This is a genomic window from Sphingopyxis sp. EU05-FHT14B03 (assembly GCF_058790875.1).
This window is the reverse complement of the sequence record NZ_JBYTDC010000002.1, coordinates 737,070-760,773: the sequence shown is the minus strand read 5'-3', so window position 1 is coordinate 760,773 and position 23,704 is coordinate 737,070. Positions and strand designations below refer to the sequence as shown.

The following is a 23,704-nucleotide window of genomic DNA, read 5'->3' as shown; positions in this document are numbered from 1 at the left end:
AATAGCTGTCGACACCCAGCCAGTAAAAACCCCTTGTTCGGCGCTAGATTAGGCTGTCATCGAGGTCAAGCATTTGCCCGTCGCGAACCAGCCGGTGAAGCGCGACGCATTGTCCGACCAATGCGAGCAAATGGCGAAGCGGCAACGAGGTCGCCGGATCGGACGATGCCGACGCCGGGTCGGGGTGGACCTCGATAAACAGGCCGTCGCAGCCCGCAGCGACCGCAGCGCGCGCCAGCAACGGCGAAAATTGCGGCTGCCCGCCCGACATCGCCCCCTGCGACGACGGCAGTTGCACGGTGTGCGCGGCATCGAAAGCGACGGCGACGCCCGGCGCCCGCATGATCGCGAGGTTTCGCATGTCGGCGACGATATTCTGGTAGCCGAAGATGTTGCCGCGTTCGCAGACGATCGTCGGAAGCGACGGCACCCCGGCCTGCATCCTCGCGCGATCGATCTTCGCCAGCACCTGCGCCATGTCGGAACCGGCCATGAACTGGCCCTTTTTGACAAGCATCCGCTTGCCGGTCAGCGCGGCCGCTTCGACGAGCGCGGTCTGGCGCGAAAGCAGCGCGGGAATCTGGACGATATCGATGACCGCCGCGGCTTCGGCGGCCTCGGCGGTTTCGTGAATGTCGGTGAGGACCGGGAGTCCGGTGCGTTCGCGTATCGCGGCGAGCTGCGCGAGTCCGTTTGTCCAGCCCGGTCCGCGATAGGATTCGGACGAACTGCGATTGGCCTTGAGCGCCGACGCCTTGAAGACGACGGGAATCCCGAACCGATCACGGATCGCGACCAGCATATCGGCGATCTCGTCCATGATCGCTGGCGTTTCGACGACGCAGGGTCCGGCGACCAGGAAAAACCCGTCGGCCATAGCGGCGAGCGATTCTTCGGGGCGGGTCATGTCCTGCTTTCCAGCGAGCGTATCAGTCACGGCAAACCCATGGTGCCGCGACGCGGCCATTTTCTACGGTGGCACGGCAGCCGAAGGGGCTGGCGGTGGCCTGGCAACGGCCCACGGCCTTTTGTCCCGGCTGCAGGATGCGCGAAGCGCGGTCGCTCGGGACGAGGCAATCGCCGGCGCACTCGCTGCCGCTCGTGCAGGCCTTGCCGGCGTCGGCATAACAGGCAAAGCGCGCACCGGGTTCCGCCTTGCCGCCCGCTGCCCGCTTGCCGTCGGGCGGGCAAGCCGCAGCGGCAGCCGAATTCGGGGTTTCGGCCGCAGCGGCGACGGTCTGGCTTTTGTCGAGCCCCTGACAGCCCGCCATTCCCAGCAGGAGCAGCGGCGCCGTCAGGCGCAGAAAGCGGGGGATATCGAAGATTTGACCCATGCCCCCTGTTAGACCGGAAGACCCGGACAGACAACGGCGCCGCGCTGGCCGCTGCCCGCCGACGACAGGATCAACCCGGGAAAGCGGGCGCCTTGCTGACCATTGCCGGCAACGCGCGGCCCATGACGCCGGTAAACCAGGTCGCAGCGTCGACGATGGCGGGCAGGTCCAGTCCCGTGGCCACGCCGCCGCGTTCGAGCATGTAGACGACGTCCTCGGTCGGAACATTGCCCGCCGCGCCCGGCGCGAAGGGGCAGCCGCCGAGGCCGCCGAGCGCGGCGTCGACCGTCGCCGCGCCCTCAGCGACGGCCGCCCAGACATTGGCGAGACCGCTGCCCCGGGTGTTGTGGAAATGGACGCGAACGGGCAGCCCGCCTACCGCTTCGCGCACGCGGCCGACCATGTCGGCGACCTGCGACGGCACCCCGACGCCGATCGTGTCGGCGAGCGCGATCTCGCGCGGCGCCGCATCGGCGGCGCGCTTGGCCATTTCGACGACGCGGTCGATCGCGATCTCGCCCTCGAACGGGCAGCCGAAGGCGGTGGCGATGGTGATCTGAGCGCTGCGGCCCGCCGATTTCGCCAGCGCGACGATCTCGATCGCGGCGGCGAGCGATTCGTCGGACGTCTGCCCCTGGTTGCGGATGCCGAAACTGTCGCTGGTCACGCACACCGCACCGAGTTCGTCGATCCGGCCGGTCGCGATGGCGCGCTCGGCACCGCGGCGGTTGAGGACGAGGCCGATGTAGGTGACATCGTCACGGTCGGGGAGCTGCGCCACCAATTCCTCCGCATCGGCCAGTTGCGGCACCTTCTTGGGATTGACGAAGCTCGTCACTTCGATGCGGCGCGCGCCGTAACCGATCGCGCGGTAGATCAGCGCGAGCTTGTCGGCGGTGGCGACGGCAAGTGCTTCATTTTGCAGGCCGTCGCGGGGGCCGACTTCGACGATTTCGATGCTGGTTTGCTTCACGATTTTGCCTATCTTCGCGCATATCCGAGATTGCAGTTGATAATTGCATAGCATTCTAAGTATATCATGGCCACAGGGATTGAGGATGTCGGGCCGCGCGCGGTCCCCTTCCTAGGCTAAAGAGACGCCCGAAGGGAATGATATGACGGAAGCGAACAGCGGGGGAGCGCTGGAAGGGTTGAAGGTCGTCGAGATGGGCCAGCTGATCGCCGGCCCCTTTTGCGGCCAGTTGCTCGGCGACATGGGCGCCGAGATCGTCAAGCTCGAGCCGCCGGGCGGCGGCGACCAGATGCGCAACTGGGGCCAGGGTGACAAACCGAGCTGGTGGCGCGTCATCGCGCGCAACAAATATTCGGTCGCGGTCGACCTGCGCAGCGAAGAAGGCCAGGCCCTCGCCCGCGACCTGATCGCCAAGGCCGACATCCTCATCGAGAATTTCCGCCCCGGTACGCTCGAGAAATGGAACCTCGATCCCGCCGAGCTGCGCAAGACCAACCCCGGGCTGATCGTCGTGCGCGTGTCGGGTTATGGCCAGACCGGCCCCTATTCGTCGCGCGCCGGCTTCGGCGGCATCGGCGAGGCGATGGGCGGGTGGCGCGGCATCGTCGGCTATCCCGACCTGCCCCCCGCGCGCATGGGGGTGTCGATCGGCGACACCCTCGCCGCCACTTACGGTTGCATGGGCGCGCTCGCCGCGCTGCATCATCGCAGCAAGACCGGCGAAGGCCAGATCGTCGATTCCGCGCTGTATGAGGCGGTGCTGCAGGTGATGGAATCGACGGTATCGGACTATTCGGCGAGCGGCACCAAGCGCCGCCGCACCGGTTCGACGCTGCCCGGGATCGCGCCATCGAACGTCTATCCGTGCAGCGATGGCGAATATCTGATCGGCGCCAATCAGGACGGCGTCTTCGCGCGGCTCGCCGCGGCGATGGGCCGCCCCGAACTCGCTGCCGACGAACGCTATGCGACGCACCGCGCGCGCGGGGTGCGGCAGGAGGAGCTCGACGCGCTGATCGGCGAATGGACGGCCACGCTGACGATCGAGCAGCTCGAGGCGAAGATGGTCGAGGCGAGCGTTCCCGCCGGACGCGTATTCGATGCCGAGGACATGCTGGCCGACCCGCATTTCGCCGCGCGCGACGCGCTGGTCACGGTGCCCGACGCCGAGCTCGGCGAAATCCGCATGCAGGGAGTCTTCCCCAAGCTGTCGGACACGCCGGGCAGCGTCCGCAGGCCTGCCCCGCTGGTCGTCGGACAGGATACGGACGATGTGCTGAAGCGCTGGCTCGGACGCGAGGGTTGAGACGATGATCACCCTCTATGGCGGCGCCACCCCCAATGCGCGCAAGATCGCGATCGCACTGCTGGAGATGGAGCTGCCCTGGCGGCTCGAATATATCGATATCCTCGCGGGCGACCAGCTGACCCCCGAATTCCTCGCGCTCAACCCGAACAACAAGACGCCGGTGATCGTCGACGAGGACAGCCCCGGCGGCGAGCGCTTCGTGCTGTGGGAGACCGGCGCGATCCTGCTCTATCTCGCCGAAAAGACTGGCCGCTTCGTGCCGACCGATCCGGTCAAGCGCGCGACCTGCTGGCAGTGGCTGATGTTCCAGGTCTCCGGCGTCGGGCCGATGTTCGGGCAGGAAGTGCATTTCACCCACTATGCCAAGGACCGGCACGATTATGCCATCGCGCGCTACAGCCGCGAGGTCGACCGGTTGATGATGGTGCTCGACAAAAGGCTGGGCGAAGCGACCTGGCTGGCCGGCGAGGATTATACGATCGCCGACATGGCCACCCTGCCCTATCTGCGTCGTCAGCTGATCGACAAGGCGGGGCGTTTCCCTCATGTCGAGCGCTGGAGCGCGGCGATGCTCGAACGGGCCGCGGTCGCCGAGGGCATGACCGTCGGTGTCGCCCGCGCCGAAACGATCGAGGGCGGGCTGACCGGATTTACCGACGAGCACCGCGCGATCCTGTGGGGCGACCGGCAGCATCAGGCGCGGTAGCGCCGCCGCCGGCGGATGGATCGCGATGCCGGACGGAGCGCGGAAGACGACCTGGTCGCTCACGCTCTCGATCCGGTCGCCGCACCGATCAGATCAGCGACTTCAACCGGTCGATTCCCGTCGCCTGCCGAAGGATTCGGGCCGCGAGCGCATTTCCGTTCACGGCATTGGTGAAGACGACGATCGCGCGTCCGCTACGGGGATCGCCGACGCCCATGGTTTTGAAGATCCCGTAGTTGCTGCCACTGTGCTGGAACAGCAGGCCCGCCGGGGATTGTTCGAGTTCCCAGCCCAGCCCCCGCGAAATGTCGCGCCCGCGCACGTCGAGCCGGGGGGTGAGCATCGCCCGCCGCGTCGTGTCGCGGATCTCCCACGCCGCCCGCGTCGGCCGGTCCATCATGAGCGCCATGAACGTCGCATAGTCGGACGCGGTCATCAGCAGCCCGCCCGCCGAATTGACCAGCAGGTCGTGGGTCGATGGCGGCGTCTTGGGATCGCTCTCTCGCATCGCGGCGACCGAATCCTCATAGGTCCAGGTTGCGATCGGCTTGCCGCGCTTTTTCGCGACCCGTAGCAGCCGGTCGCCCAGTTCGCGGGTGGGCTGGGGCGGAAGCACCTGCTCGCCTTCCGGCGGTTCGGAATGGCCGAAGACCGCCGACTTTGCGATGCCTTCGTCCCAGCCGAAGCTGCTGTGGGACATCCCGGCCGGGTCGAACAGTTTCGCCCGCATCACGCTGCCGAGACCCATTCCCATGATGGTCTCGACAACCAGCTGGAGCCAGATGAAGGCTTCGCCGGAATAGGTGTAAATCGATCCGGGCGCGCTGCTCGTGACCAGCGGCTCGGAGGCCCAGTTGGGCAAGCCCGTCGAATGTTCCAGCACATGCCGGGCCGTGATGCGCTCGAGATTCGGGTCATCGCCCAAATTCTCCGGCCGGCGATAGGCGACGAGCGGCGTATCGAGATCGAGGCGCTTTTCATCGACCAGCCGCATCACGACATAGGCGAAGACAGGCTTGGTCATCGACGCGGCTTCGAACAGCGTATCCTCGCGCACCGGGTCGCGGGTGAGGATGTTTTTGACGCCGAAGCTGTGGCTCCAAGCGAGCGTACCGCGGTCTACGACCGCGATGGCGGCGCCGGGCACCCCGGCGATCCGCATGAGACGCGGAAGGTCCGCGACCAGTTCCTCGGGCGGGATCCAGGCGGCGTTGCCGTCCGGGCATTGCCCGCGCGTTCCGGCGCGGGCGGGCGTCGCGCCGCCGGCGATCAGCGCCGCCGATCCGACCAGCACCGCCCGCCGTCCGGGCATCGTTCCGCCACTCATCTTTGTTCGCCGCCCAGCCAGCGCATCAGGTGAGCGCCACGGCGAAGAGACAGGACAAGAGCTTCATCGGTTTCCACTTCCAATCGATCATCTCGCTTATTGATAGCGCAGCGTCTTTTCGAACCCCTCATTCGCCTTGGTCATCTTTGCCAGTTTCCTGAGTTGACCGCGAACATGGCGCTGGAACCGCGCGTCGTCATAGATGCCCGTCGCCCGATAGTCTTCCTGCCCGACCAGTTTCTTGATCTGCGCAGCGAAGGCGCTCTGCTCATCGGTGCAATGCGCGGCGATCAGGGCACGGCAGACCCATTCCTCGGCGGCCGCCTTGTCATAGTCGTCCTGTGCCTCATACCCGCGCCGGTCCGCTGCCGCCTGATCGAGCCTCGAAGCCTCAAACCGCCGGTCCAGCCATTTCCGGACCTGCTCGCCATTCCACGCTTTTGACGGATCGTTCATCGCTTACTCCAAGCCTTGTCGGCGCCAATCTCCGTGCTTTGGCGACGCACGAGCCTTTGCCCGCGGTCCAAATCGACAGCAGCATGGCGCCTGCCTAAATATTGGTCTGGTCGGCCGGAACCCCTTCGGGCATCGTCGCGCTCCCCGCGGCCTCTTCGCACGGCAGGCTCTCCGTGCCAACGCCGTAACAGGTCATGGATAGCGATCCCATCGCATAGCCGCGCAGGAGCGGCGCGGCCCCGCCCCCCGCTGCGGCGAGGCCGGCGATATGGAGGAGCGGAATGAAATGATCGGGCGTGGGGACCGCAAGGTCGTAATCCGGATGCTGGAGGACATTCAAGATGCCGCCCGGATCGCGCAACATCTGGTCGACGACGGCATCGTCGAACCGCTGCGCCCAATCGGTTCCGCCATCCGGATTGTGCCGATCGATCTTGCGGAGGTTGTGAACGACATTGCCGCTCGAAACGATCAGGACGCCCTGCCCGCGCAACGCCGATAGCCGGCTGCCCAATTCCAGATGATAGTCCATCGGCTGGAGCGCGTTGATCGACAGTTGCACGACCGGAACGTCGGCATCCGGGAAAAGATGCGCGAGGACGCTCCATGTCCCGTGGTCGAGCCCCCATTGATCCTGATCGGCGCCGACCCAATGGGGTTTGACGACCTCCGCAATCTCGCCCGCCAGTTCGGGCAGGCCGGGCGCCGGATATTGAAACGCGAACAGTTCGTCGGGGAAGCCGTAAAAATCATGGATGGTGCGAGGGCGTGCCATCGCGGTGACGGCAGTCGCCCCGATGAACCAATGCGCCGAGACGACCAATAGCGCGCGCGGTCGCGGCAAGGCCTTCCCCAGCCGGCGCCAGGCGCGCGTATAGCCGTTCAATTCGATTGTGTTCATCGGGCTGCCATGGCCGATGAACAGGGCGGGCATCATATCCATCGGGCGGCCCGTCAGGTCGCGCCGATCTGCGTCATGAACGAGGCATTGTCCCAAAACAGCCATTCCTCCTTCATCAGGTCCTTTTCCCACCGCCCGACGGTCATCATCGGCAGCACGAATTTCTTGCCGGTGGGCTGAAGCGCCTTGCCGCCCCCGAGGTCCATGGGTTTCGTGAAGGTCCCGGTCATGATGCCCTGCACTGCGGTGTATTCCCCGTCCGCGAGCTTGATCGGATGCTCCGCAATCCTGGTGTCGGGGGCAAAGGCGAACTGCGGTTTCAGTTTGACGAGGTGGTCGGCGATGCCGGTCGTCGTCGATCCGTCCGGATAATGAACCAGAATGTCCTCGGCATGGCTCTTGTTGAACTCATCCCATTTCTGCCCGCTGTACACGCGGAAATCGAGATCATCGAAATTGGCGAGATTGCGCTGCTGCTCTTCGGTGTGGCCGGTCGCATCGGCGGTCGCCGAGCTGCCGGCCTTGTCGGACGTTTTAGGGGCCGAACATGCCGCGATCGACAGCGACGCAGCAAGCACCAGCAGGTCACGGTTTTTTTGAGATAGGCGCATGTTCGACTCCCTCGATTCAGACCGCCGGGAACGGGCTGTTCGGGATAGGAAGCCTGAATGATCGCCCAGTCAAGACGATCGTCCCAATCACCGCTTCAGGCGCCCCGCGATGGCTGGAAATCGAAAGGCCCGGCCCCCGAGCATGACATCCGACTGGTGGAGCGGACCCCGCTCGCTCGCTTCTCAATCGCCCCGCACCGCCGCGCGGTTGGCGTCGCCGAACATGTTCGACCATTCGGTCTCGTCAAGCTTCTGGTGGCGGCCGAGATATTTCGCGGGTGGCTTCAGATCCTCGCGCGCCATGGCGCGGGCGACGGCGGGGCGCTGGCCGATGCGTTCGAACCAGCCGCGCGTCGCGGGCCAGTCGTCGAGGCCCATGCCCATGACGAAGGCCGAGGCGCGGCCGGGCCAGATCGCCATGTCGGCGATGCCGTAATCCTCGCCGGCGACATAGGGAGACTTTTCCAACCGCTTTTCGAGGACGGTGAGCAGGCGGGCCACTTCCTTCGTATAGCGCTCGATCGCATAATCCTGTCCGGCGGGGGCATAGCGCAGGAAATGGCTCGCCTGCCCGCCCATCGGCCCCAACCCCGCCATTTGCCAGGTCAGCCAGGACAGGGCCGAAGCGCGCGCGGCGCCCGACGTGGGCAAAAAGCGCCCGCTCTTTTCGGCGAGATATTGCAGGATCGCGCCCGATTCGAAGGCCGCGACCGGATCGCCGCCGTCCACCGGCGCCCGGTCGACGATCGCCGGCAACTTGTGGTTGGGGTTGATGCGGCCGAATTCGGCGGTGAGCTGGTCGCCGTTGAAGATGTCATAGGGGATGACCCGATAATCGGCGCCGATCTCCTCGAGCATGATCGCGACCTTTTGCCCGTTCGGGGTCGCCGAATAATGAAGGTCGATCATCATAGCACCTCGTAGATCTGGTGGCGGACGCCGAAGTCGGTGCGCTCGCCGACACCGACGGCGAGGAGGCCGTTGATCCAGTCGTATTTCGCGCTCGCGGTTTCGAACACCGGGGCGATTCGCAGATAATAGCGCGCCGAATCGACCGGCGGCGCGGCGGGATCGGCGAATTCGGCGCGGACGTCCTCGGGGACGACGCTGCGGCCGCTGTAGCCGAGCTGGATGAGGTCGCCGTCATCGGTCCGCCACACCGCGCGGGCATCGAAAGTACCGACCGCGGCGCCCGAGGCGAGCCGGCCGCCGCGCGACCAATTGCCGCCGCCGGGCAGGACGATACCGTTGATTCGTGGGCCGAAAAAACGGCCACCGCTGATATATCCGATGCGCTGATCACCGAACGGCGACGCGCCGATGCCGAAGATTCCGCCACCGACCTCAAACTCCACGGTGCACAAAAACCGGCTCGAAAGGCCCGTGGGAACACCCGCTGAAAAATCCTGCTCCATCATTCGACTCCTGCTTGTGAGGCTCTGGACAAGCATAAGACCATTAGTATACTAAGGGTCAATGAGATTGACGGATCGGACCCGCATGTCCGGTATCGCCAGCAACCGTTCAATGGGAGGGTAAAGATGAATTTTCGTAACCAGATTCTGCTGGCGGGCGTCGCATCGATCGCGACGCTGACCTATGCCGCACCGGCGATGGCACAGGATGCCGCCGCCCCTGCCGACACGACCGAGACCGAGGCCGATAGCGGCACCGACGAGATCATCGTCACCGCCCGTTTCCGCAATGAATCGTTGCAGGACGTGCCGCAGGCGATTTCGGCCTTCGGCGAACAGACGCTCGCCAAAATCGCCGCACGCGACATCACCGACCTCGCGCCCTCGACGCCGAACGTCAGCATCCAGCCCGTCGCGACCTTTTCCAACTCGGCGGCGATCTTCATTCGCGGGCTCGGCGCGCAGGGCATCGAATCGACCGAGGAAAGCCCGGTCGGCGTGTCGATCGACGGCGTCTATGTGACGCGCCCGGTCGCCACGATGCTCGACACCTTCGACCTCGACCGCATCGAAGTGCTGCGCGGGCCGCAGGGCACCTCGTTCGGCAAGAACTCGCTCGCCGGCGGTATCGCCGCCTATACCAAGAATCCCGGCCGCGACTGGGGTGTCCAGACCGAGGTCACCGTCGGCAACTATGGCCGGATGGATGCCCGCGCGGCGGTCAATATGCCGCTCATTCGCGACACGCTCGCGGTCCGGCTGGTGCTGAACAAGGAAACGTATGACGGCTATTTCACCAACCGCCTGAACGGGAAGAAGATCGGCGGGCAGGACCGGCTGACCTTGCGCGGCACGGTGGTGTTCACCCCGACCGACAATCTCGACATCAACCTCAAGGCCTTCCTCGTCCGCGACCGTTCGAGCGCGCCGGGCGGCGACACCGCGCCGAACCGGAACCAGTTGCTGTGGCAGGTTTTCCGCTTCGAAGAGCCGAACGACGGCGCCTATACGATCGGACGCGATTTCCCCGCCGATCACGACACCGACCAGCTTGGGCTGATCAGCAACATCGGCCTCGACATGGGGTCGTGGCAGGCCAAGTCGATCACGGGCTATATCGAGACCGACGATTTCAACGACAGCGACTTCGACCAGTCCGAAGTCTTCTTCTTCCCCACCTTCCGCCTGCAGTCGCATCGCCAGTTCAGTCAGGAACTGCGCCTGCAGTCCGATTTTTCGGACCGCACCGACGCGCTGTCGCGCCTGAGCCTGGTGTTCGGCGGCTATTTCCTGAAGCAGAGCTTTGAACTGGCGCAGGCCTTCCCGACGCTTCCGGTGCTGCTCGCCCCGACGGTGCGTTTCGGCAGCGAGGACTTCGTCGCGCAGGACAACACCGCCAAGGCGCTGTTCGCGCAGGCGATCTATGGCATCACCGACCGCCTGAACATCACGCTCGGCGTGCGCCAGAGCTGGGAATCGAAGGATTATTTCCGCGACCCCACCGGCGTCCTGTTGTCGCCCGCCTTTTTCTCGACGCGCGCGACGGTCAAGTCGCTCGCCGAAATGGAGGCGATCGCGAACACCAACCTGGCGGCGGGCAAGGCCTTCAAGCTGGGTTACAACCGCGATCGCATGACCTTCAAGGCCGGGCTCGACTATCGCCTGACCGACGATGTGATGCTCTATGCGGGCTTCAGCCAGGGGTATAAGGGCGGCGGCTTCGGCGCGCGCTCGGCGACCACCTCCACCGCGGGGCCGACGGAAGACAACACCGCCAACCTGTTCGAGGCCGGGGTCAAGGGCGATTTCTTCGATCGCGTGCTTCGCCTCAACCTCACGGGTTTCGTCACCAAGTTCAAGCAGCTGGAATTCGGCGTCTTCTTCCCCAACCCCAATGTCGCATCGGGGCAGGAAACGGCGCAGTTGAACATCGGTTCGGCGACGACGAAGGGGCTCGAACTCGAAGCCACGCTGAAGCCGACGCAGAATTTCCGCCTGTCGGCGAATGTCGGCTATCTCGACGCGAAATATACCAGCTTCTGCGCCGATATCGACGGCCCCTCGGCTTTCCCGACGCCGCCGACGTCGACCTGCGGCGACGTCACCGCGCTGCCCAACGGCACCTATCTGGTCGACATCGATCACACCGGCAAAAAGCTGGTCCGCGCGCCGAAGTGGCAGACGCAGTTGTCGGCGGAATATACGATCCCGCTCGGCAGCGCCGGCAATATCAACCTGCGCGGGGCGATGTCGTATCGCAGCACCTACTATTCGACCGTCGCCAACGATTTGGCGGGCAAGACCGGCGACTTCACGCTGGTCGACGGCTCGATCGGCTGGGAAAGCGAAGACGGACGGTTCCGCGCGATGCTGTGGGGCAAGAACTTGACCAACAAGACCTATGTCGCGGCGCTGACGCCGACGGCGCAGTTCTTCACCCAGCGTTTCTACAACGCCCCGCGGACCTTTGGCCTGACCCTCGGCGCGAGCTTCTGATGGCGTGCCGCCGGGCCTTACGGTCCGGCGGCATCGCGATGCGGATGGGCCGCGAGCTTTGAATATTTTCAGCCGTCCGGAATCGGCGGCCTTCGGGGAGTGTTATGACTGAGGCCACCACCCTCGCCGGAGGTCCCGCGGGCGCCGATCACGGACTTGCCGGGCGGCGCAACATCGCCCTCGCCATGCTGTTCCTCATCGGCACGATCAACTTCGTCGACCGCCAGTTGCTCGCGATGCTGATCGAACCGATCCGCGTCGACATCCCGCTCAGCGATACCCAGTTCGGGCTGCTCACCGGGCTGGCCTTCGCGCTCTTTTACGCCGGCATGGGCGTACCGGTCGCCATCCTCGCCGACCGCTGGAACCGCGTCAAACTGGTCGGCATCGCCTGCCTGGTGTGGAGCGTCTTCACCGCGGCGTGCGGGATGGTCTCCAATTTCTGGCAACTCGCCCTGATGCGGTTCGGCGTCGGCGCGGGCGAGGCGGGCGGCACCGCCCCCTCGGTTTCGGTCCTCGCCGACTATTATCCGCCGCACCAGCGGCCGATCGCGATGGCGCTGTTCACCTGCAATGGCCCCTTCGGCGTCTTCGTCGGCGCCGCGTTCGGTGCCTGGGCCGCGTCGACGATCGGCTGGCGCAACGCCTTTCTGCTGATCGGCGCGGTCGGCATCCTCGTCGCGCCGCTTCTGATCTGGCTGGTGCGCGAGCCGGCGCGCGGCCAGATGGACAAGGGCGCGGGCGACGAGCCGATCCCCTTTGCCAAGGCGATGGCGCTGTTCCGCGCCTATGGTTCGCTGATGCTGCTGTTGCCGGCGACGGCGCTCGCCGCTTTCGTGAGCTATGGCATGCTCAACTGGATTCCGGCCTATCTGATGCGGGTGCAGGACATGCCGCTGTCGGCGATGGGGACCTGGTTCGCCCCCGCCGCCGGGATTACTTTTGCCGCCGGCACGCTCGGCGGCGGCTGGTTGGTAGCCCGGCGCGCGCGCACCTCGCCGCGCGCCTATGGCCAGGTCCCGGCGATCGCGACGCTGATCCTCATCCCGTCGCTGATCGCCTCGCTGATGGTCGACAGCTGGCCGCTCGCGCTGGCGCTGATGCTCGTCCCGCTGACCGCCTGTACCTTCTACATCGCCCCCGCCCTGGCGCTGGTGCAGAATCTGATGCCGCCGCGCGCGCGGGCGACGGGCACGTCGATCCTGATGCTGATGTTCAACATCATCGGGCTGGGGTTCGGCCCGCTGTTCGTCGGGTTCGTCAGCGACACGCTGAAACCCGACTATGGCGTCGAAAGCCTGCGTTGGGGCATCATGGCGCTGATTCCGTTCGCCGCCGCCGCCTGCGCCGTGCAATTCGCGATGACGCGGCATCTGGATAAGGATTTCGCGGAATGAACAGGGAGACGCGATGATGGCCGAACTGGACGACATCCGCACGATGGCGACGCGCTTCTTCGACGCGATCGAGGAAGGCGACATCGCCGCGATGAAGAACAGCTTCGCCGCCGATGCCGAGATCTGGCACAACACCGACGAGCTGGTCGGCACGCCCGAGCAGACCGCCGCAGTGCTGACCGGCATGGTCGCGCGGATCAAGGACCGCGAATATGCCGAGCGCCGGCTCACGGTCTTTCCCGGCGGTTTCGTCCAGCAGCATGTGCTGAAGGGCCGCCGCACCCACGACGACGGCGCCGTACGCCTGCCCTGCGCGATCATCTGCAAGGTCGAGAACGGCAAGATCACGCGGCTCGACGAATATTTCGACAGCGCGCATGTCGCCGAATTCCGCAAGTTCGCCAATGCTTGATGCACGCCCTCGTCATGGCTCGTCATTGCGAGGAGCGAAGCGACGCGGCAATCCAGAGTCTGCGTAAACCGCTCTGGATTGCTTCGCTTCGCTCGCAATGACGAAGTTTTGAGTTTCAAGTTTTATTCAGGAGTATAGCATGCCCGTCCTGCGCCAGGTTCCCCGCTCGGAAGTCACCGACGAGACCGTTCTCGCCTATTACAACCGCCTGTTCGGCGACCGCGACCCCGTGGCCGAGCCCGGCACCGCGACCGGCACGCCGGGCGACTGGTGGACGGTGTTCGCGCTGTCGCCCGACATCTTCGAACATGCGGTCAAGGGTTTCGCCGTGTACCGCAACCCCGCGCGCACGATCGATCCGGTGCTGCGCGAACTCGGCCAGACGCGCGCGGGCTGGGTCAAGGGCAGCCAGTTCGTCTTTTCGCAGCATTGCAAGTCGCTGCGCGGTCTCGGCGTCAGCGACGAGAAGATCGCGGCGATCGCGCACTGGCAGGTTGCCGATTGCTACAACGAACAGGAACGCACCGTGCTCGCCTATGCCGACTGTCTGGCCCAGGCCAGCGGGCGCGTACCGCTCGAGGTGTTCGACAAGCTCAAGACCTTCTGGAACGACGAGCAGATCTTCGAATTCACCTACATCACCTGCCTTTACGACATGCACGCGGTGATCACCCGCGCGCTGCGCATGGAATATGACGCGCGCGAGGATCCGATCGTCGAGGTCGCCGCGCCCGAAGGCTTCAGCGCCGCCGACTTCCTGAGCGCGCCGCGGCCCGCGGGCCAGTGAGACCATCACGGGTCCGGTGACACCGGGCCCGTCCATTTCCGGCGGCGCAGCGTCGACACGAAACAACCGTCAATTTAATTGACGATTATCAGCGCAGATGATAAAAGACTCGGTGAGAGGACAAAATGAAATATTATAACAGCGTCGGCCCCAACCCACGCGTCGTGACATTGTTCATGGCCGAAAAGGGTATCGAGATCCCCGAGGTCACCGTCGACCTGCGCGGCGGCGAGAACCGGCGGGCGCCGTATAATGTCGAGGTCAATCCGGCGGGGCAGACCCCCGCGCTCGCACTCGACGACGGATCGGTGCTGACCGAGATCGTCCCCATCTGCGAATATCTGGACGAGAAATTTCCCGAACCGACGCTGATCGGATCGACGGCGGAGGAGCGCGCGATCACGCGCATGTGGGTGCGCCGCATCGACCTCAAGATCTGCGAACCGCTGACCAACGGCTTCCGTTTCGCCGAAGGGCTGCCGCTGTTCGAGCCGCGCATGCGCTGCCTGCCCGAAGCGGCGGCGGGGCTGAAAGCGATCGCGCAGGACGGTATCCAATGGGTCGATGCCCAGATCGCGGGCCGCAGCTTCGTCACCGGCGAGCGGTTGACGCTCGCCGACCTGATGCTGTTCGCCTTCCTCGATTTCGGCGCCGGGGTCGGCCAGCCGATCGACCCGGCCTTTACCAACATCACAAGCTGGTACGAGCGGATGAAAAGCCGCCCCGGCATCAATCCCAACTAAGCGCAAGGAGACGGACAATGGCTGCAGCAAACCCCGAATTCGAGTTCCGCGGCGTCAACCACCTGGCACTGGTGTGCAAGGACATGGCCAAGACGGTGGAATTCTACCGCGACATCCTCGGCATGCCGCTGATCAAGACGCTCGACCTCGCCGGCGGGCGCGGCCAGCATTTCTTCTTCGACGTCGGCAATGGCGACGCCCTCGCCTTCTTCTGGTTCAAGGACGCACCCGAAGCGGTCCCCGGCATTTCGGCGCCCGAGGCGCTGCCCGGCGAGGGCAATTTCATGTCGGCGCACGGGTCGATGAACCATATCGCGATCAACGTCGCCGCCGACAAGTTCGATGCCTATTGCAACCGGCTGGTCGAAAAGGGCGTCAAGGTTTCGGGCGTTCTGAACCACGATGATTCAGAGACAAATATCGCCGCCGAAGTGCATCCGGGCGTGTTCGTGCGCTCGGTCTATTTCTTCGATCCAGACGGCGTGTGCCTCGAGTTCGCGGCGTGGACCAAGGAATTCGACGACAGCGACGTCGCGCACGACCCGATGCAGGCCGACGGCACCCGCCGCGATGGCTTCATCACCGGCCGCACCCCGGTGCCGGCCGAATAAACCTCTTCCCCAGGAGCACTCCTTGGCCCGGCGCGCGAGCGTCGGGCCTTCTTTTTTGGGGGGCAGATGGAGTTGAAACGGTCAATTGCGGGCCGCAATGCAACTGCTATTGTTGCGGCATGGAATCATCGATCGTTGACCTGGTTCGAGCCATCGTGGAGCACGTCGATGACCGATACGGTCGGACGGCAGCCTGGATCATGGCCGTATTGGGCGGCGCAGTATTGATCGGCACGCCGGTAGCCTTAATTTCCTATTTGCTCCGCTAGCGCCCGCTCGAGAAATCATAGATTCCTGCCCCGGGATGGCAACTAGGCGTCACCCCACCGCGCGGCCCTTGCCCTCCCAATAGGGTGCGCGCAGTTCGCGACGGAGCACCTTGCCCGACGGGTTGCGCGGCAGCGCTTCGATGAACTCGACGCTCTTGGGCAGCTTGTACGCGGCGATGCGCTTGCGCGCCCAGGCGATGACGGCGGCGGGGTCGGGGGCCGCGCCCGCGACGGGGACGATCAGCGCCTTCACCGACTCCCCCCATTTGGCGTCGGGGACGCCGATCACCGCGACGTCGGCGACGCCGGGGCAGCCCATGATCGCGCTTTCGACCTCGGCCGGATAGATATTCTCGCCGCCCGACACGATCATGTCCTTGATGCGGTCGTGGACGAAGTAGAAGCCGTCGGCGTCGCGGTAGCCGACGTCGCCGGTGTGGAGCCAGCCGCCCGCAAGCGTCTCTGCGGTCGCGGGGCCGCGGTTCCAATATTGCTTCATCACGATGCCGCCGCGGATCGCGATCTCGCCGATCTCACCGTCACCGAGTTCCTTCCCCTCGCCGTCGAGGATCGCCATCGCGACCCCCGGCCAGGGCTTTCCGCACGAGGTGAGCTTGCCGGGCAGGTCGTGTGCCGAGGGCGAGAGATAGGAGCCGCCGCCGGCGGATTCGGTCATGCCATAGAATTGCACGAAGTCGCAGCCGAAGGTCGCGCGCGCGCGGCGCAGCACATCTTCGGCGATCGGCGAGGCCCCATAAGCGATCGACCGGAGCGCGGGATAGCGACCGGCGGCGGCCGAGGGCTGCATCAGCATCATCTGGATCATCGCGGGAGCGAGGAAGGCGTGGGCGACGCGCTCGTGCCGGAGCATCTGGATCGCGTCGTTGGGGGTGAAGTCCTTGACGAGCAGCAGGCGGCCGCCTTGCGCCAACCCCGAGAAGCTGACGTTGGTGCCCGCGACGTGGAAGAGCGGCATGACGATCATCACCGTCTCGTCCTCGCCATAAGCGAAGCCGTCGACCTCGGTCGCGGCCTCGAGGAAGGTACGGTAATTGCGGTGGGTCAGCACGACACCCTTGGGCAGCCCGGTGGTGCCGCTGGTGTAGAGTTGCAGGACATCGTCGGCGAGATCGGGGCCGGGCAGCGCGCTGTCGGATGCGTCACCGAGCCATTGGTCGAATGGCTCGAACGCCGGATGCTCGCCGTAGAGCGCGACGAGGCGCGGCGGGTTGGCGAGACCGGCGACGGCGGCGAGCGCGCAGTCGAAGAAATCCTCGCCGACAAACAACAGCTTCGGCGCTGCATCGCCGACGATGAAGCCGACTTCGGCGGGCACCAGCCGGTTGTTGATCGGGGCGAAACAGGCGCGTGCGAGCGCAGTGCCGAAGAAAAGCGGATACCAGGCATCATGGTTCTTGGTCAGCGCGGAGATGCGGTCGCCGGGCTGGATGCCGGCGGCGATTAGCGCGTTGGCGACTCGGTTCGAGCGCTTGTCGAGGTCGGCGAAGCTGGTTTCGCGGTCGCCATATTTCACCGCGACCGCCTCGCCGCGCACGCGTGCCTGCGCGCCCGGGATGTGGGCCAAGGTCCGGATGGCATCCAGATCGATCATTTCGCTCTCCCCAAGGTCAATTTTTCTTGAATTAGATAGAATACTAAGCAAATGCTTGGCCAGCAAAAAATCGAGAGGACAAGCCTTGGCTCCACTTCCCTTATTGCCGACAACAATCGTCGGAAGCTACCCCCAGCCCGACTGGCTGATCGACCGCGAGCGGTTGAAGGCGAGCCTGCCTCCGCGCGTACGCGCCGAGACGCTGTGGCGCATCCCCGAACCATGGCTGGCCGACGCGCAGGAGGCCGCGACGCTGATGGCGATCCGCGACCAGGAAGAGATCGGCATCGACATCGTCGGCGACGGCGAGATGCGGCGCGAGAGTTATTCGAACCGGCTCGCGACCGCGCTGTCGGGAATCGACCGGGAAAAACATGGCACCGCGATCGACCGCACGGGCAACGCCAATCCGGTGCCGCTCGTCTCGGGTCCGATCCGCCGCGTGGCGCCGATCGAGGCGCAGGATGCGGCGTTCCTGCGGCGGCATTCGACGCGGCCGGTGAAGCTCACCCTGCCCGGCCCGTTCACGATGACGCAGCAGGCCGAAAACGGTTATTATCCCGACGCGCGCGCGCTCGCGATGGACTATGCCGACGCGGTCAATGCCGAGGTGAAGGATCTGTTCGCGGCGGGGGTCGACGTCGTCCAGCTCGACGAGCCCTATCTGCAGGCGCGCGCCGCCGAGGCCAATGCCTATGCGATCGAGTCGATCAACCGCGCGCTCGACGGGGTCGGTGGGACGACCGCGCTGCATATCTGTTTCGGCTATGCGATGGTGCATCACGGCGCGGGCGCGACGGGACCAAAGCCCAAGGCCTATGACTTCCTTGCCGAGCTCGAAGCGTCGAACGTCGACGTGATCTCGATCGAGGCGGCGCAGCCGGGGCTCGACCCCGCGATCCTCGCCGAACTGCCGACCAAGACGATCATGTATGGCGTGCTCGACCTGTCGATCCCCGAGGTGGAGACGCCCGAGGTGGTTGCGGGGCGCATCCGCGAGGCTTTGCGCTATGTCGACGCCGAGAGGCTGTGGATCGCGCCCGATTGCGGGATGAAATATCACAGCCGGGAGCATAGCCAGGCCAAGCTGAAGGCGATGGTCGATGGGACGGCGCTGGTGCGGGGGGAGCTCAAATAATATTGTCATCCCCGCGAAAGCGGGGACCCAGGGGCTAGCTAAGTCGATGCACGCACTGGGTCCCCGCTTTCGCGGGGATGACAGAAAGTCAGGCGTCGATGAAATCGGCCAGCAACGGCACCACAACCTCGGGCGCCTCGACGGTCGGCAGATGACCGGCCCCCGCGATCACCTCGAGCCGTGCGCCGGGGATCTCGTCCAGTATTTCGTCATGATGCGCGCGGCTGGTGATGCCGTCCTTTTCGCCCCAGACCAGCAAGGTCGGCACCGCGATCTCGCCAAGGCGCGGGCGGCTGTCGATGCGCGCCATGATCGCGCGCTGCTGGGCGAGGAAGGTGTCGGCGCCGGTGTCGGCCGCCATTTGCCGCGCGATGCCGAGCAGGTGGGCGTCGTTTCGTTTGTCCTCGGGGAAGAGGATCGGGATGCGTTCCTCGACCACTTGCTCGAACTGGCCGCTCTCGACGAGGTCGATATAGCCCTGCCGCCGCGCGGTCTGCGCGGGCCCGTCGGCGGAAGCGAGCGTCGAGATCAGCACAAGCTTGGCGACGCGGTCGGGCGCACGGCGCATGACTTCGAAGGCGATGAAGCCGCCCATGGCGTGGGCGACGAGCGCGAATTTGGGCGGGGCATTGTCGAGGAGGCGCTGAGCGAAGCCTTCGATCGTGTCGTCGCTGCGGTTGTCGGCGACGATGATGTCGCGGTCGGGCCAGGCGCTGAGTAGAGGTTGCCAGACGGCATCGGTGAGGAGTTGGCCGGTGATGAGGACGATGGGGAGGGTCATGGTTGGCGATCCAATAGCTCGTCATTGCGAGCGAAGCGAAGCAATCCAGAGTAGGCGGTAACCGCTCTGGATTGCTTCGCTTCGCTCGCAATGACGAGGTGTTTCATATGACTTGGTGCAGCAATGCCTCACCCGCTTCGAGGCGACGGCAGTTTTCGTGGGCGACCGTCAGGCTTCGCACGAGCGTTTCGGGAGTGAGCCAGGCGATGTGCGGGGCGAGCACCACATTCGGCAGATCGAGCAACGGGTTGCCGCGCGGCAGCGGTTCTTCGGCGAAGACGTCGAGGCCGGCGCCGCGAAGATGGCCCGAGGTGAGCGCTTCGACCAGCCGCGTCTGATCGACGAGTTCGCCGCGCGCGGTGTTCACGAGGACCGCGCCCTTCTTCATCGCGAACGGGTCGATGCGGCCGCGTGTTTCGTCGGTGAGCGGGATGTGGAGCGAGACGATGTCGGCCTCGGCTATGACCCGGTCGAGCGGCCAATGGTCATAGGCGACATCGCGGGCGCTCCGCGTCGCGTAGACGACGTCGGCGCCGAGCGCTTCCAATACCGGCGCGAGGCGCTGCGCCGAGTTTCCGAAGCCGACGATGCCAACCGTCCGCCCGCCGATCTCGCCTACCTGATCGAGTTCGGAGGGGTCGGCGGTCCAGCCTTCGCCGGCGCGGGTGCGGGCGTCGAAGAAGCAGGTGCGGCGCAGCACCGCCATCATCAGCGACAACGCCATTTCGGCGACCGCCTGGCTGTTGGTGCCGGGCATGTTGCACACCGCGGCGCCGTGATCGCGGGCGGCATCAAGCGCGATGGTGTTCACCCCGACGCCGAGTTTCTGGATCAACTGGAGCTTTGGCGCCGAAGCGATGAAGTCGGCGGTGACCGGGGTCAGCACATGGAGCAGCGCGGTGATGTCGGGCGCGACGGCGTCGAGCGGTTCGGCCTCGTCGACGTGGGTGACGACGCCCGGACCGAAGATGGCATCGACCGCGTCGCGGAAACCGGGGCTGGGACGCGCGTGGAGGACGATCATGCCGCGACCGCGCCGATGCTGCCCGCGAAGGCCGAGAAGCCCGCGAAGACCGCGTCGGCGCCCATCGCCTCCTCGATGCGCAGCATCTCGTTCCACTTCGCCATGCGCTCGGACCGGGTGAAGCTGCCGACCTTGAGTTGCCCGGCGTTCCAGCCGGTCGCGAGATGCGCGATGGTGACGTCCTCGCTCTCGCCCGAACGCGCCGAGACGATCGCGCCCCAGCCGCGCGCGACGGCGGCGTCGAGCGCGGCCTTCGCCTCGGTGACGGTGCCGACCTGGTTGACCTTGATCAGCGCGGCGTTGCACACGCCTGCGTCGCCAGCGCGGACGACGCGTTCGGCATTGGTGACGAGGACATCGTCGCCGATGACCTGGACGCGGTCGCCGATCGCGGCGGTGACGGCGGCCATCGCGGTCCAGTCATCCTGCCCGGCGGGGTCCTCGATCGACAGGATCGGGTAGCGCCCCGCCCATTCGATAATGCGCGCGGCCATCGCTTCACTCGTCAGGCGGCCGTCGTCGAGCGCGAGGCTGTAGCCCGAGGCGTCGCCGAGTTCGTTGGCCGCGATGTCGAGCGAGATGAAGACATCCTCGCCCGCGCGGTGGCCGCTCGCCTCGATCGCCTTGGTCAGCGTGTCGAGCGCATCCTCGTTCGAGGCAAAATTGGGCCACCAGCCGCCCTCGTCGGCGACGCCGCTGAGCGGGCCCTTGGCCTCCATCAGCCTGCCTGCTGCGCGATAGACATCGTCGGTGATCTCGAGGGCGCGGCGGAAGCTGCCTGCCGTCGGGCACATGATCATGAAGTCCTGCACGTCGGTGCGCCGCCCGGCATGCGCGCCGCCGCCGAAAATCTGGATTTCGGGGAGCGGGATGCGGACCTTCGCGTCGCCCGCAAGGTAGCGCCACAAAGGCAGCCGCGCATCGGCGGCGGCGGCGTGGAGCACCGCCATCGACACCGCGACGACGGCATTGGCGCCGAGGCGCGCCTTGTTCGCGGTGCCGTCGAGCGCGCAGAGCGCCGCGTCGACCGCGGCCTGATCGTGCGCGTCCATGCCGGTGATTGCTTGCGCGATTTCGGACCCGATCCCCGCCACGGCACGGTTGACGCCATAGCCGCCGAAAGCCTCTCCACCATCGCGCAGGTCGATCGCCTCATGCGCGCCGCGCGAGGCGCCTGCGGGGGCGATGGCGCGGCCGACGGCGCCCGAGGCGAGGATGACTTCAGCCTCGACCGTGGGGCGGCCGCGCGAATCCCAGAGCTGGCGGCCGGTGACGGAAGCTATAGGCGATGGCATTCTAGGTCCTTTTCCAGTGGGCGACGAGCGCGTCGATCGGTTGCGGCGCGCGGATCAGCGCACGCGCCTGATCGCGCACGATATGCTTGTGAGCGGGGTCGGTGAGATAGGGGGCGGGCGACTTGCCCTCGACGCGCGCGAGGAGCAGCGCCGCGGTGAGCTTGCCCGCACGGAGCAGCAGATCGTCCGCATCCTCCCAGTCGATGCCCGCGCGATAGGCGGCGACGAGCGCGGCCGCCGCTTCACTCAGCCGCGCGTCGCCCGACCACACCGCCTTGAGCAGCAGGTGCGTAGCGCAGAAAGCGAGGTCGAAGGCGGGGTCGCCATAGACCGCACATTCGGCGTCGAGGAAGACGGGGCCGTCGGCGCTGACGAGGATATTCTTCGGGCTGACGTCGCCATGGACGAGCGCGATCTTGCGGCCCGACAGGTCGGCGGCAAGCGTCGTGAGCGCCGGCGCAAGTTCGGCGTCATGCTGCGCAACATAGAGCAGGAAGGGATCGACGCGCAGCGCGCGAAACATGTCGTCGTTGGGGAAGTCGGCGCGGTCGCCGTCGTTGTACGCGGTGGCGGCGTGGACCGCAGCGATCCCCTTCCCCACCTGCGCCGCGAAATCGGCATCGACGCGGCCCGCCATCAGCTCGTCCTTCCACACCGGACAGCCGGGGAGGAAGCGCATCGCAAAGGCGTGGCCGGGCAGTTCGGCGAGCACTTCGGGCACGATATGCGGATCGACGCCGCGCGCGCGGCGCAGCCAGCGCACCTCGCTGGTCCCGCGCTCGACGGGGGCGAGCCATTCGGCGGCGACGCGGAGTTGCGGCAGCGGGCGCTTGACGACGATCGGACCGACCGAGCTGTCGACCTTCCACACGTCGCACGACACGCCGCCGGTCAGCGGCTGGAGGACGACCTCGCCCTCCCCCGCCAGCCCGGCGCCGCGCAGCGCTTCGATGATGTCGGCGTCCGCGGTCACGTCACAGCTTCTCCCGGATCCATGCGCCGACGAGGTCGGCGGCGTCCTGCCGTTCCTTGATCGAATCCTCGAAATAATGCGCGCCGGGGATGAGTTCGATCTTTTTGTCGGTCGAGCCGAGGAAATCGAAGATCTTGCGCGCGTCGCTGGGGAAGACGCCGGTGTCGGCGAGCCCCTGCACGACCAGCGCGGGGGTGTCGTGCTTCGCAAGGTGCGGCTGGCCCTGGCACGGCGAGGTTTCGAGGCTCCACATGTTGAGCCAGGTCTTGAGCGTGTTGGCGCGGCCGATGCTCGGCGTGCGGTTGGCGAGCGCGGGATCACCGCGATAGCACCAGTTGGGCTTACGGTCCGACGGGTCGATCGCGGGGTCGACGCAGCGGATATCGCCCCAGCAGCGGAACATCGGGAAGATGCGGTCGGGGATGCCCGCAGCGTTGAGCCGCGCGAGTTCGGCCTTCGCCCAGTCGGTGATGCGCTGGTTGCGGGCGCGCTGACCGGCGCGGTATTTGGCGATGAAGGCGTCCGAATAGGGCGGGCCATTGTCGGGGTTGAACGGGTCGAGTTCGGGGTCGGTCAGGGTCGGGTCATTCTCGTCGATGACCGATGCATCCATCCAGTCGGTGAGGACTTCGGGGCGGCCCTGGTGCGCGTTGAAGCTGATGTAGAGGTCGCCCTTGATGAGCTGCGCGAGCGCATCCTGCCCGACCGACGGCAGGCGATCGGTGAGCGTCGGGGCGATCGCCTCGGCCTGATAGGCGCCCATCAGCGAGCCGCCGCCCGAATTGCCGAGGATGACGACCTGTTCGACCCCGGCCTCTTCCTTCAGCCACCGCACGCCGACGCCGATGTCGAGTACCGCATGTTCGAGCAGGAACTGGTCCTCGAAACCGCGATAGCGGGTGTTCCAGCCGAGGAAGCCGAAGCCCTGCCGCGCAAAGTATGGCGCGATATAATGTTCGGAGAAATCGACGTTATAATGGGTGGCGATGATCGCGACCTTGGGGCGCTTGCCCGCCTCGGTCCAATAGATGCCCTGGCACGGGTGGCCGCCCGCCTGGATACGCGGCGCGGTCGGCGGCGCGCGGCCGATGAATGTCGCGTCGAGTCCCTCGATGCCATTGGGGTCCATAAGTC

Annotated in this window: 25 protein-coding genes; 10 read left to right on the top strand and 15 right to left on the bottom strand. The window is 65.9% G+C overall.

Features of this window, described 5'->3' with window-relative positions; all coding sequences use genetic code 11:
- Window positions 1–43: 43 nt before the first annotated feature.
- The 3 genes from kdsA to AC3WS4_RS12770 all read right to left on the bottom strand — a co-directional run bounded on the left by kdsA (window position 44) and on the right by AC3WS4_RS12770 (window position 2,307).
- Window positions 44–907 carry a 3-deoxy-8-phosphooctulonate synthase gene (gene kdsA / locus AC3WS4_RS12780; protein ID WP_492738176.1) on the bottom strand — a complete coding sequence of 288 codons (864 nt, stop codon included), beginning with the start codon at window positions 905–907 and terminating at the stop codon, window positions 44–46.
- Between the two features lie 22 nt (window positions 908–929).
- Window positions 930–1,334, bottom strand: coding sequence for a hypothetical protein (locus AC3WS4_RS12775; protein ID WP_492738178.1), 405 nt, complete (start codon window positions 1,332–1,334; stop codon window positions 930–932).
- Between the two features lie 70 nt (window positions 1,335–1,404).
- Window positions 1,405–2,307 carry a hydroxymethylglutaryl-CoA lyase gene (locus AC3WS4_RS12770; RefSeq protein WP_492738179.1) on the bottom strand — a complete coding sequence of 301 codons (903 nt, stop codon included), beginning with the start codon at window positions 2,305–2,307 and terminating at the stop codon, window positions 1,405–1,407.
- A gap of 142 nt (window positions 2,308–2,449) precedes the next feature.
- Between AC3WS4_RS12770 and AC3WS4_RS12765 the strand changes: the two genes are divergently transcribed.
- Window positions 2,450–3,613, top strand: a complete 1,164-nt coding sequence (locus AC3WS4_RS12765) for a CaiB/BaiF CoA transferase family protein (RefSeq protein ID WP_492738181.1) — start codon at window positions 2,450–2,452, stop codon at window positions 3,611–3,613.
- 4 nt (window positions 3,614–3,617) lie between these two features.
- Complete coding sequence (locus tag AC3WS4_RS12760; protein WP_492738183.1) at window positions 3,618–4,322, top strand: glutathione S-transferase family protein; 705 nt, start codon at window positions 3,618–3,620, stop codon at window positions 4,320–4,322.
- A gap of 88 nt (window positions 4,323–4,410) precedes the next feature.
- Here AC3WS4_RS12760 and AC3WS4_RS12755 read toward each other — a convergent pair whose 3' ends face one another.
- From AC3WS4_RS12755 to AC3WS4_RS12730, 6 genes are all read right to left on the bottom strand, one after another.
- Window positions 4,411–5,634, bottom strand: coding sequence for a serine hydrolase domain-containing protein (locus tag AC3WS4_RS12755; protein WP_492742811.1), 1,224 nt, complete (start codon window positions 5,632–5,634; stop codon window positions 4,411–4,413).
- A gap of 111 nt (window positions 5,635–5,745) precedes the next feature.
- A complete protein-coding gene (locus tag AC3WS4_RS12750; RefSeq protein ID WP_492738187.1) occupies window positions 5,746–6,105 on the bottom strand; it encodes a hypothetical protein in 360 nt (119 codons plus the stop codon).
- Window positions 6,106–6,199: 94 nt separating this feature from the next.
- Complete coding sequence (ygiD, locus tag AC3WS4_RS12745; RefSeq protein ID WP_492738189.1) at window positions 6,200–7,048, bottom strand: 4,5-DOPA-extradiol-dioxygenase; 849 nt, start codon at window positions 7,046–7,048, stop codon at window positions 6,200–6,202.
- Between the two features lie 11 nt (window positions 7,049–7,059).
- The gene (locus AC3WS4_RS12740) at window positions 7,060–7,617 is read right to left on the bottom strand and encodes an ester cyclase (RefSeq protein ID WP_492738190.1); all 558 of its coding nucleotides are present in this window, start codon (window positions 7,615–7,617) and stop codon (window positions 7,060–7,062) included.
- A 183-nt stretch (window positions 7,618–7,800) separates the two neighbouring features.
- Window positions 7,801–8,526, bottom strand: a complete 726-nt coding sequence (locus AC3WS4_RS12735; RefSeq protein WP_492742809.1) for a glutathione S-transferase N-terminal domain-containing protein — start codon at window positions 8,524–8,526, stop codon at window positions 7,801–7,803.
- Complete coding sequence (locus tag AC3WS4_RS12730; RefSeq protein ID WP_492742807.1) at window positions 8,526–9,032, bottom strand: DUF3237 domain-containing protein; 507 nt, start codon at window positions 9,030–9,032, stop codon at window positions 8,526–8,528. The genes AC3WS4_RS12735 and AC3WS4_RS12730 overlap by 1 nt, the downstream gene beginning before the upstream one ends.
- Window positions 9,033–9,158: 126 nt before the next feature.
- On the opposite strand from AC3WS4_RS12730, the gene AC3WS4_RS12725 reads away from it, so the two are divergent.
- From AC3WS4_RS12725 to AC3WS4_RS12695, 7 genes are all read left to right on the top strand, one after another.
- Complete coding sequence (locus AC3WS4_RS12725) at window positions 9,159–11,528, top strand: TonB-dependent receptor (RefSeq protein ID WP_492738196.1); 2,370 nt, start codon at window positions 9,159–9,161, stop codon at window positions 11,526–11,528.
- Window positions 11,529–11,632: 104 nt separating this feature from the next.
- Window positions 11,633–12,925 (top strand): spinster family MFS transporter, encoded by a 1,293-nt coding sequence (locus AC3WS4_RS12720; RefSeq protein ID WP_187139964.1) that lies wholly within the window; start codon window positions 11,633–11,635, stop codon window positions 12,923–12,925.
- A 16-nt stretch (window positions 12,926–12,941) separates the two neighbouring features.
- A complete protein-coding gene (locus AC3WS4_RS12715; protein WP_162248575.1) occupies window positions 12,942–13,337 on the top strand; it encodes a nuclear transport factor 2 family protein in 396 nt (131 codons plus the stop codon).
- 139 nt (window positions 13,338–13,476) lie between these two features.
- Window positions 13,477–14,124, top strand: a complete 648-nt coding sequence (locus AC3WS4_RS12710) for a carboxymuconolactone decarboxylase family protein (RefSeq protein ID WP_056347445.1) — start codon at window positions 13,477–13,479, stop codon at window positions 14,122–14,124.
- 125 nt (window positions 14,125–14,249) lie between these two features.
- A complete protein-coding gene (locus AC3WS4_RS12705) occupies window positions 14,250–14,867 on the top strand; it encodes a glutathione S-transferase family protein (protein ID WP_492738199.1) in 618 nt (205 codons plus the stop codon).
- Window positions 14,868–14,884: 17 nt separating this feature from the next.
- Complete coding sequence (locus AC3WS4_RS12700) at window positions 14,885–15,478, top strand: VOC family protein (RefSeq protein WP_056347450.1); 594 nt, start codon at window positions 14,885–14,887, stop codon at window positions 15,476–15,478.
- A 119-nt stretch (window positions 15,479–15,597) separates the two neighbouring features.
- Entirely contained in the window at window positions 15,598–15,747 is a 150-nt protein-coding gene (locus AC3WS4_RS12695; RefSeq protein ID WP_187669037.1) for a hypothetical protein, read from the top strand.
- A 49-nt stretch (window positions 15,748–15,796) separates the two neighbouring features.
- On the opposite strand, the gene AC3WS4_RS12690 is transcribed toward AC3WS4_RS12695, so the two are convergent.
- Complete coding sequence (locus tag AC3WS4_RS12690) at window positions 15,797–17,359, bottom strand: long-chain-fatty-acid--CoA ligase (protein ID WP_492738201.1); 1,563 nt, start codon at window positions 17,357–17,359, stop codon at window positions 15,797–15,799.
- Here AC3WS4_RS12690 and AC3WS4_RS12685 point away from each other — a divergent pair.
- A complete protein-coding gene (locus tag AC3WS4_RS12685) occupies window positions 17,322–18,497 on the top strand; it encodes a 5-methyltetrahydropteroyltriglutamate--homocysteine methyltransferase (RefSeq protein WP_492742804.1) in 1,176 nt (391 codons plus the stop codon). The two genes, AC3WS4_RS12690 and AC3WS4_RS12685, sit on opposite strands and share 38 nt — an antisense overlap.
- Window positions 18,498–18,585: 88 nt before the next feature.
- Here AC3WS4_RS12685 and AC3WS4_RS12680 read toward each other — a convergent pair whose 3' ends face one another.
- The 5 genes from AC3WS4_RS12680 to AC3WS4_RS12660 all read right to left on the bottom strand — a co-directional run bounded on the left by AC3WS4_RS12680 (window position 18,586) and on the right by AC3WS4_RS12660 (window position 23,699).
- Window positions 18,586–19,278 carry an alpha/beta fold hydrolase gene (locus AC3WS4_RS12680; RefSeq protein WP_492738204.1) on the bottom strand — a complete coding sequence of 231 codons (693 nt, stop codon included), beginning with the start codon at window positions 19,276–19,278 and terminating at the stop codon, window positions 18,586–18,588.
- Window positions 19,279–19,381: 103 nt separating this feature from the next.
- Entirely contained in the window at window positions 19,382–20,302 is a 921-nt protein-coding gene (locus AC3WS4_RS12675; protein ID WP_492738206.1) for an NAD(P)-dependent oxidoreductase, read from the bottom strand.
- The gene (gene eno, locus AC3WS4_RS12670; RefSeq protein WP_492738208.1) at window positions 20,299–21,597 is read right to left on the bottom strand and encodes a phosphopyruvate hydratase; all 1,299 of its coding nucleotides are present in this window, start codon (window positions 21,595–21,597) and stop codon (window positions 20,299–20,301) included. Before eno ends, AC3WS4_RS12675 begins: the two co-directional genes overlap by 4 nt.
- A gap of 1 nt (window position 21,598) precedes the next feature.
- Complete coding sequence (locus AC3WS4_RS12665; protein ID WP_492738210.1) at window positions 21,599–22,570, bottom strand: phosphotransferase family protein; 972 nt, start codon at window positions 22,568–22,570, stop codon at window positions 21,599–21,601.
- A gap of 1 nt (window position 22,571) precedes the next feature.
- A complete protein-coding gene (locus AC3WS4_RS12660; protein WP_492738212.1) occupies window positions 22,572–23,699 on the bottom strand; it encodes an alpha/beta hydrolase in 1,128 nt (375 codons plus the stop codon).
- Between the last annotated feature and the right edge of the window lie 5 nt (window positions 23,700–23,704).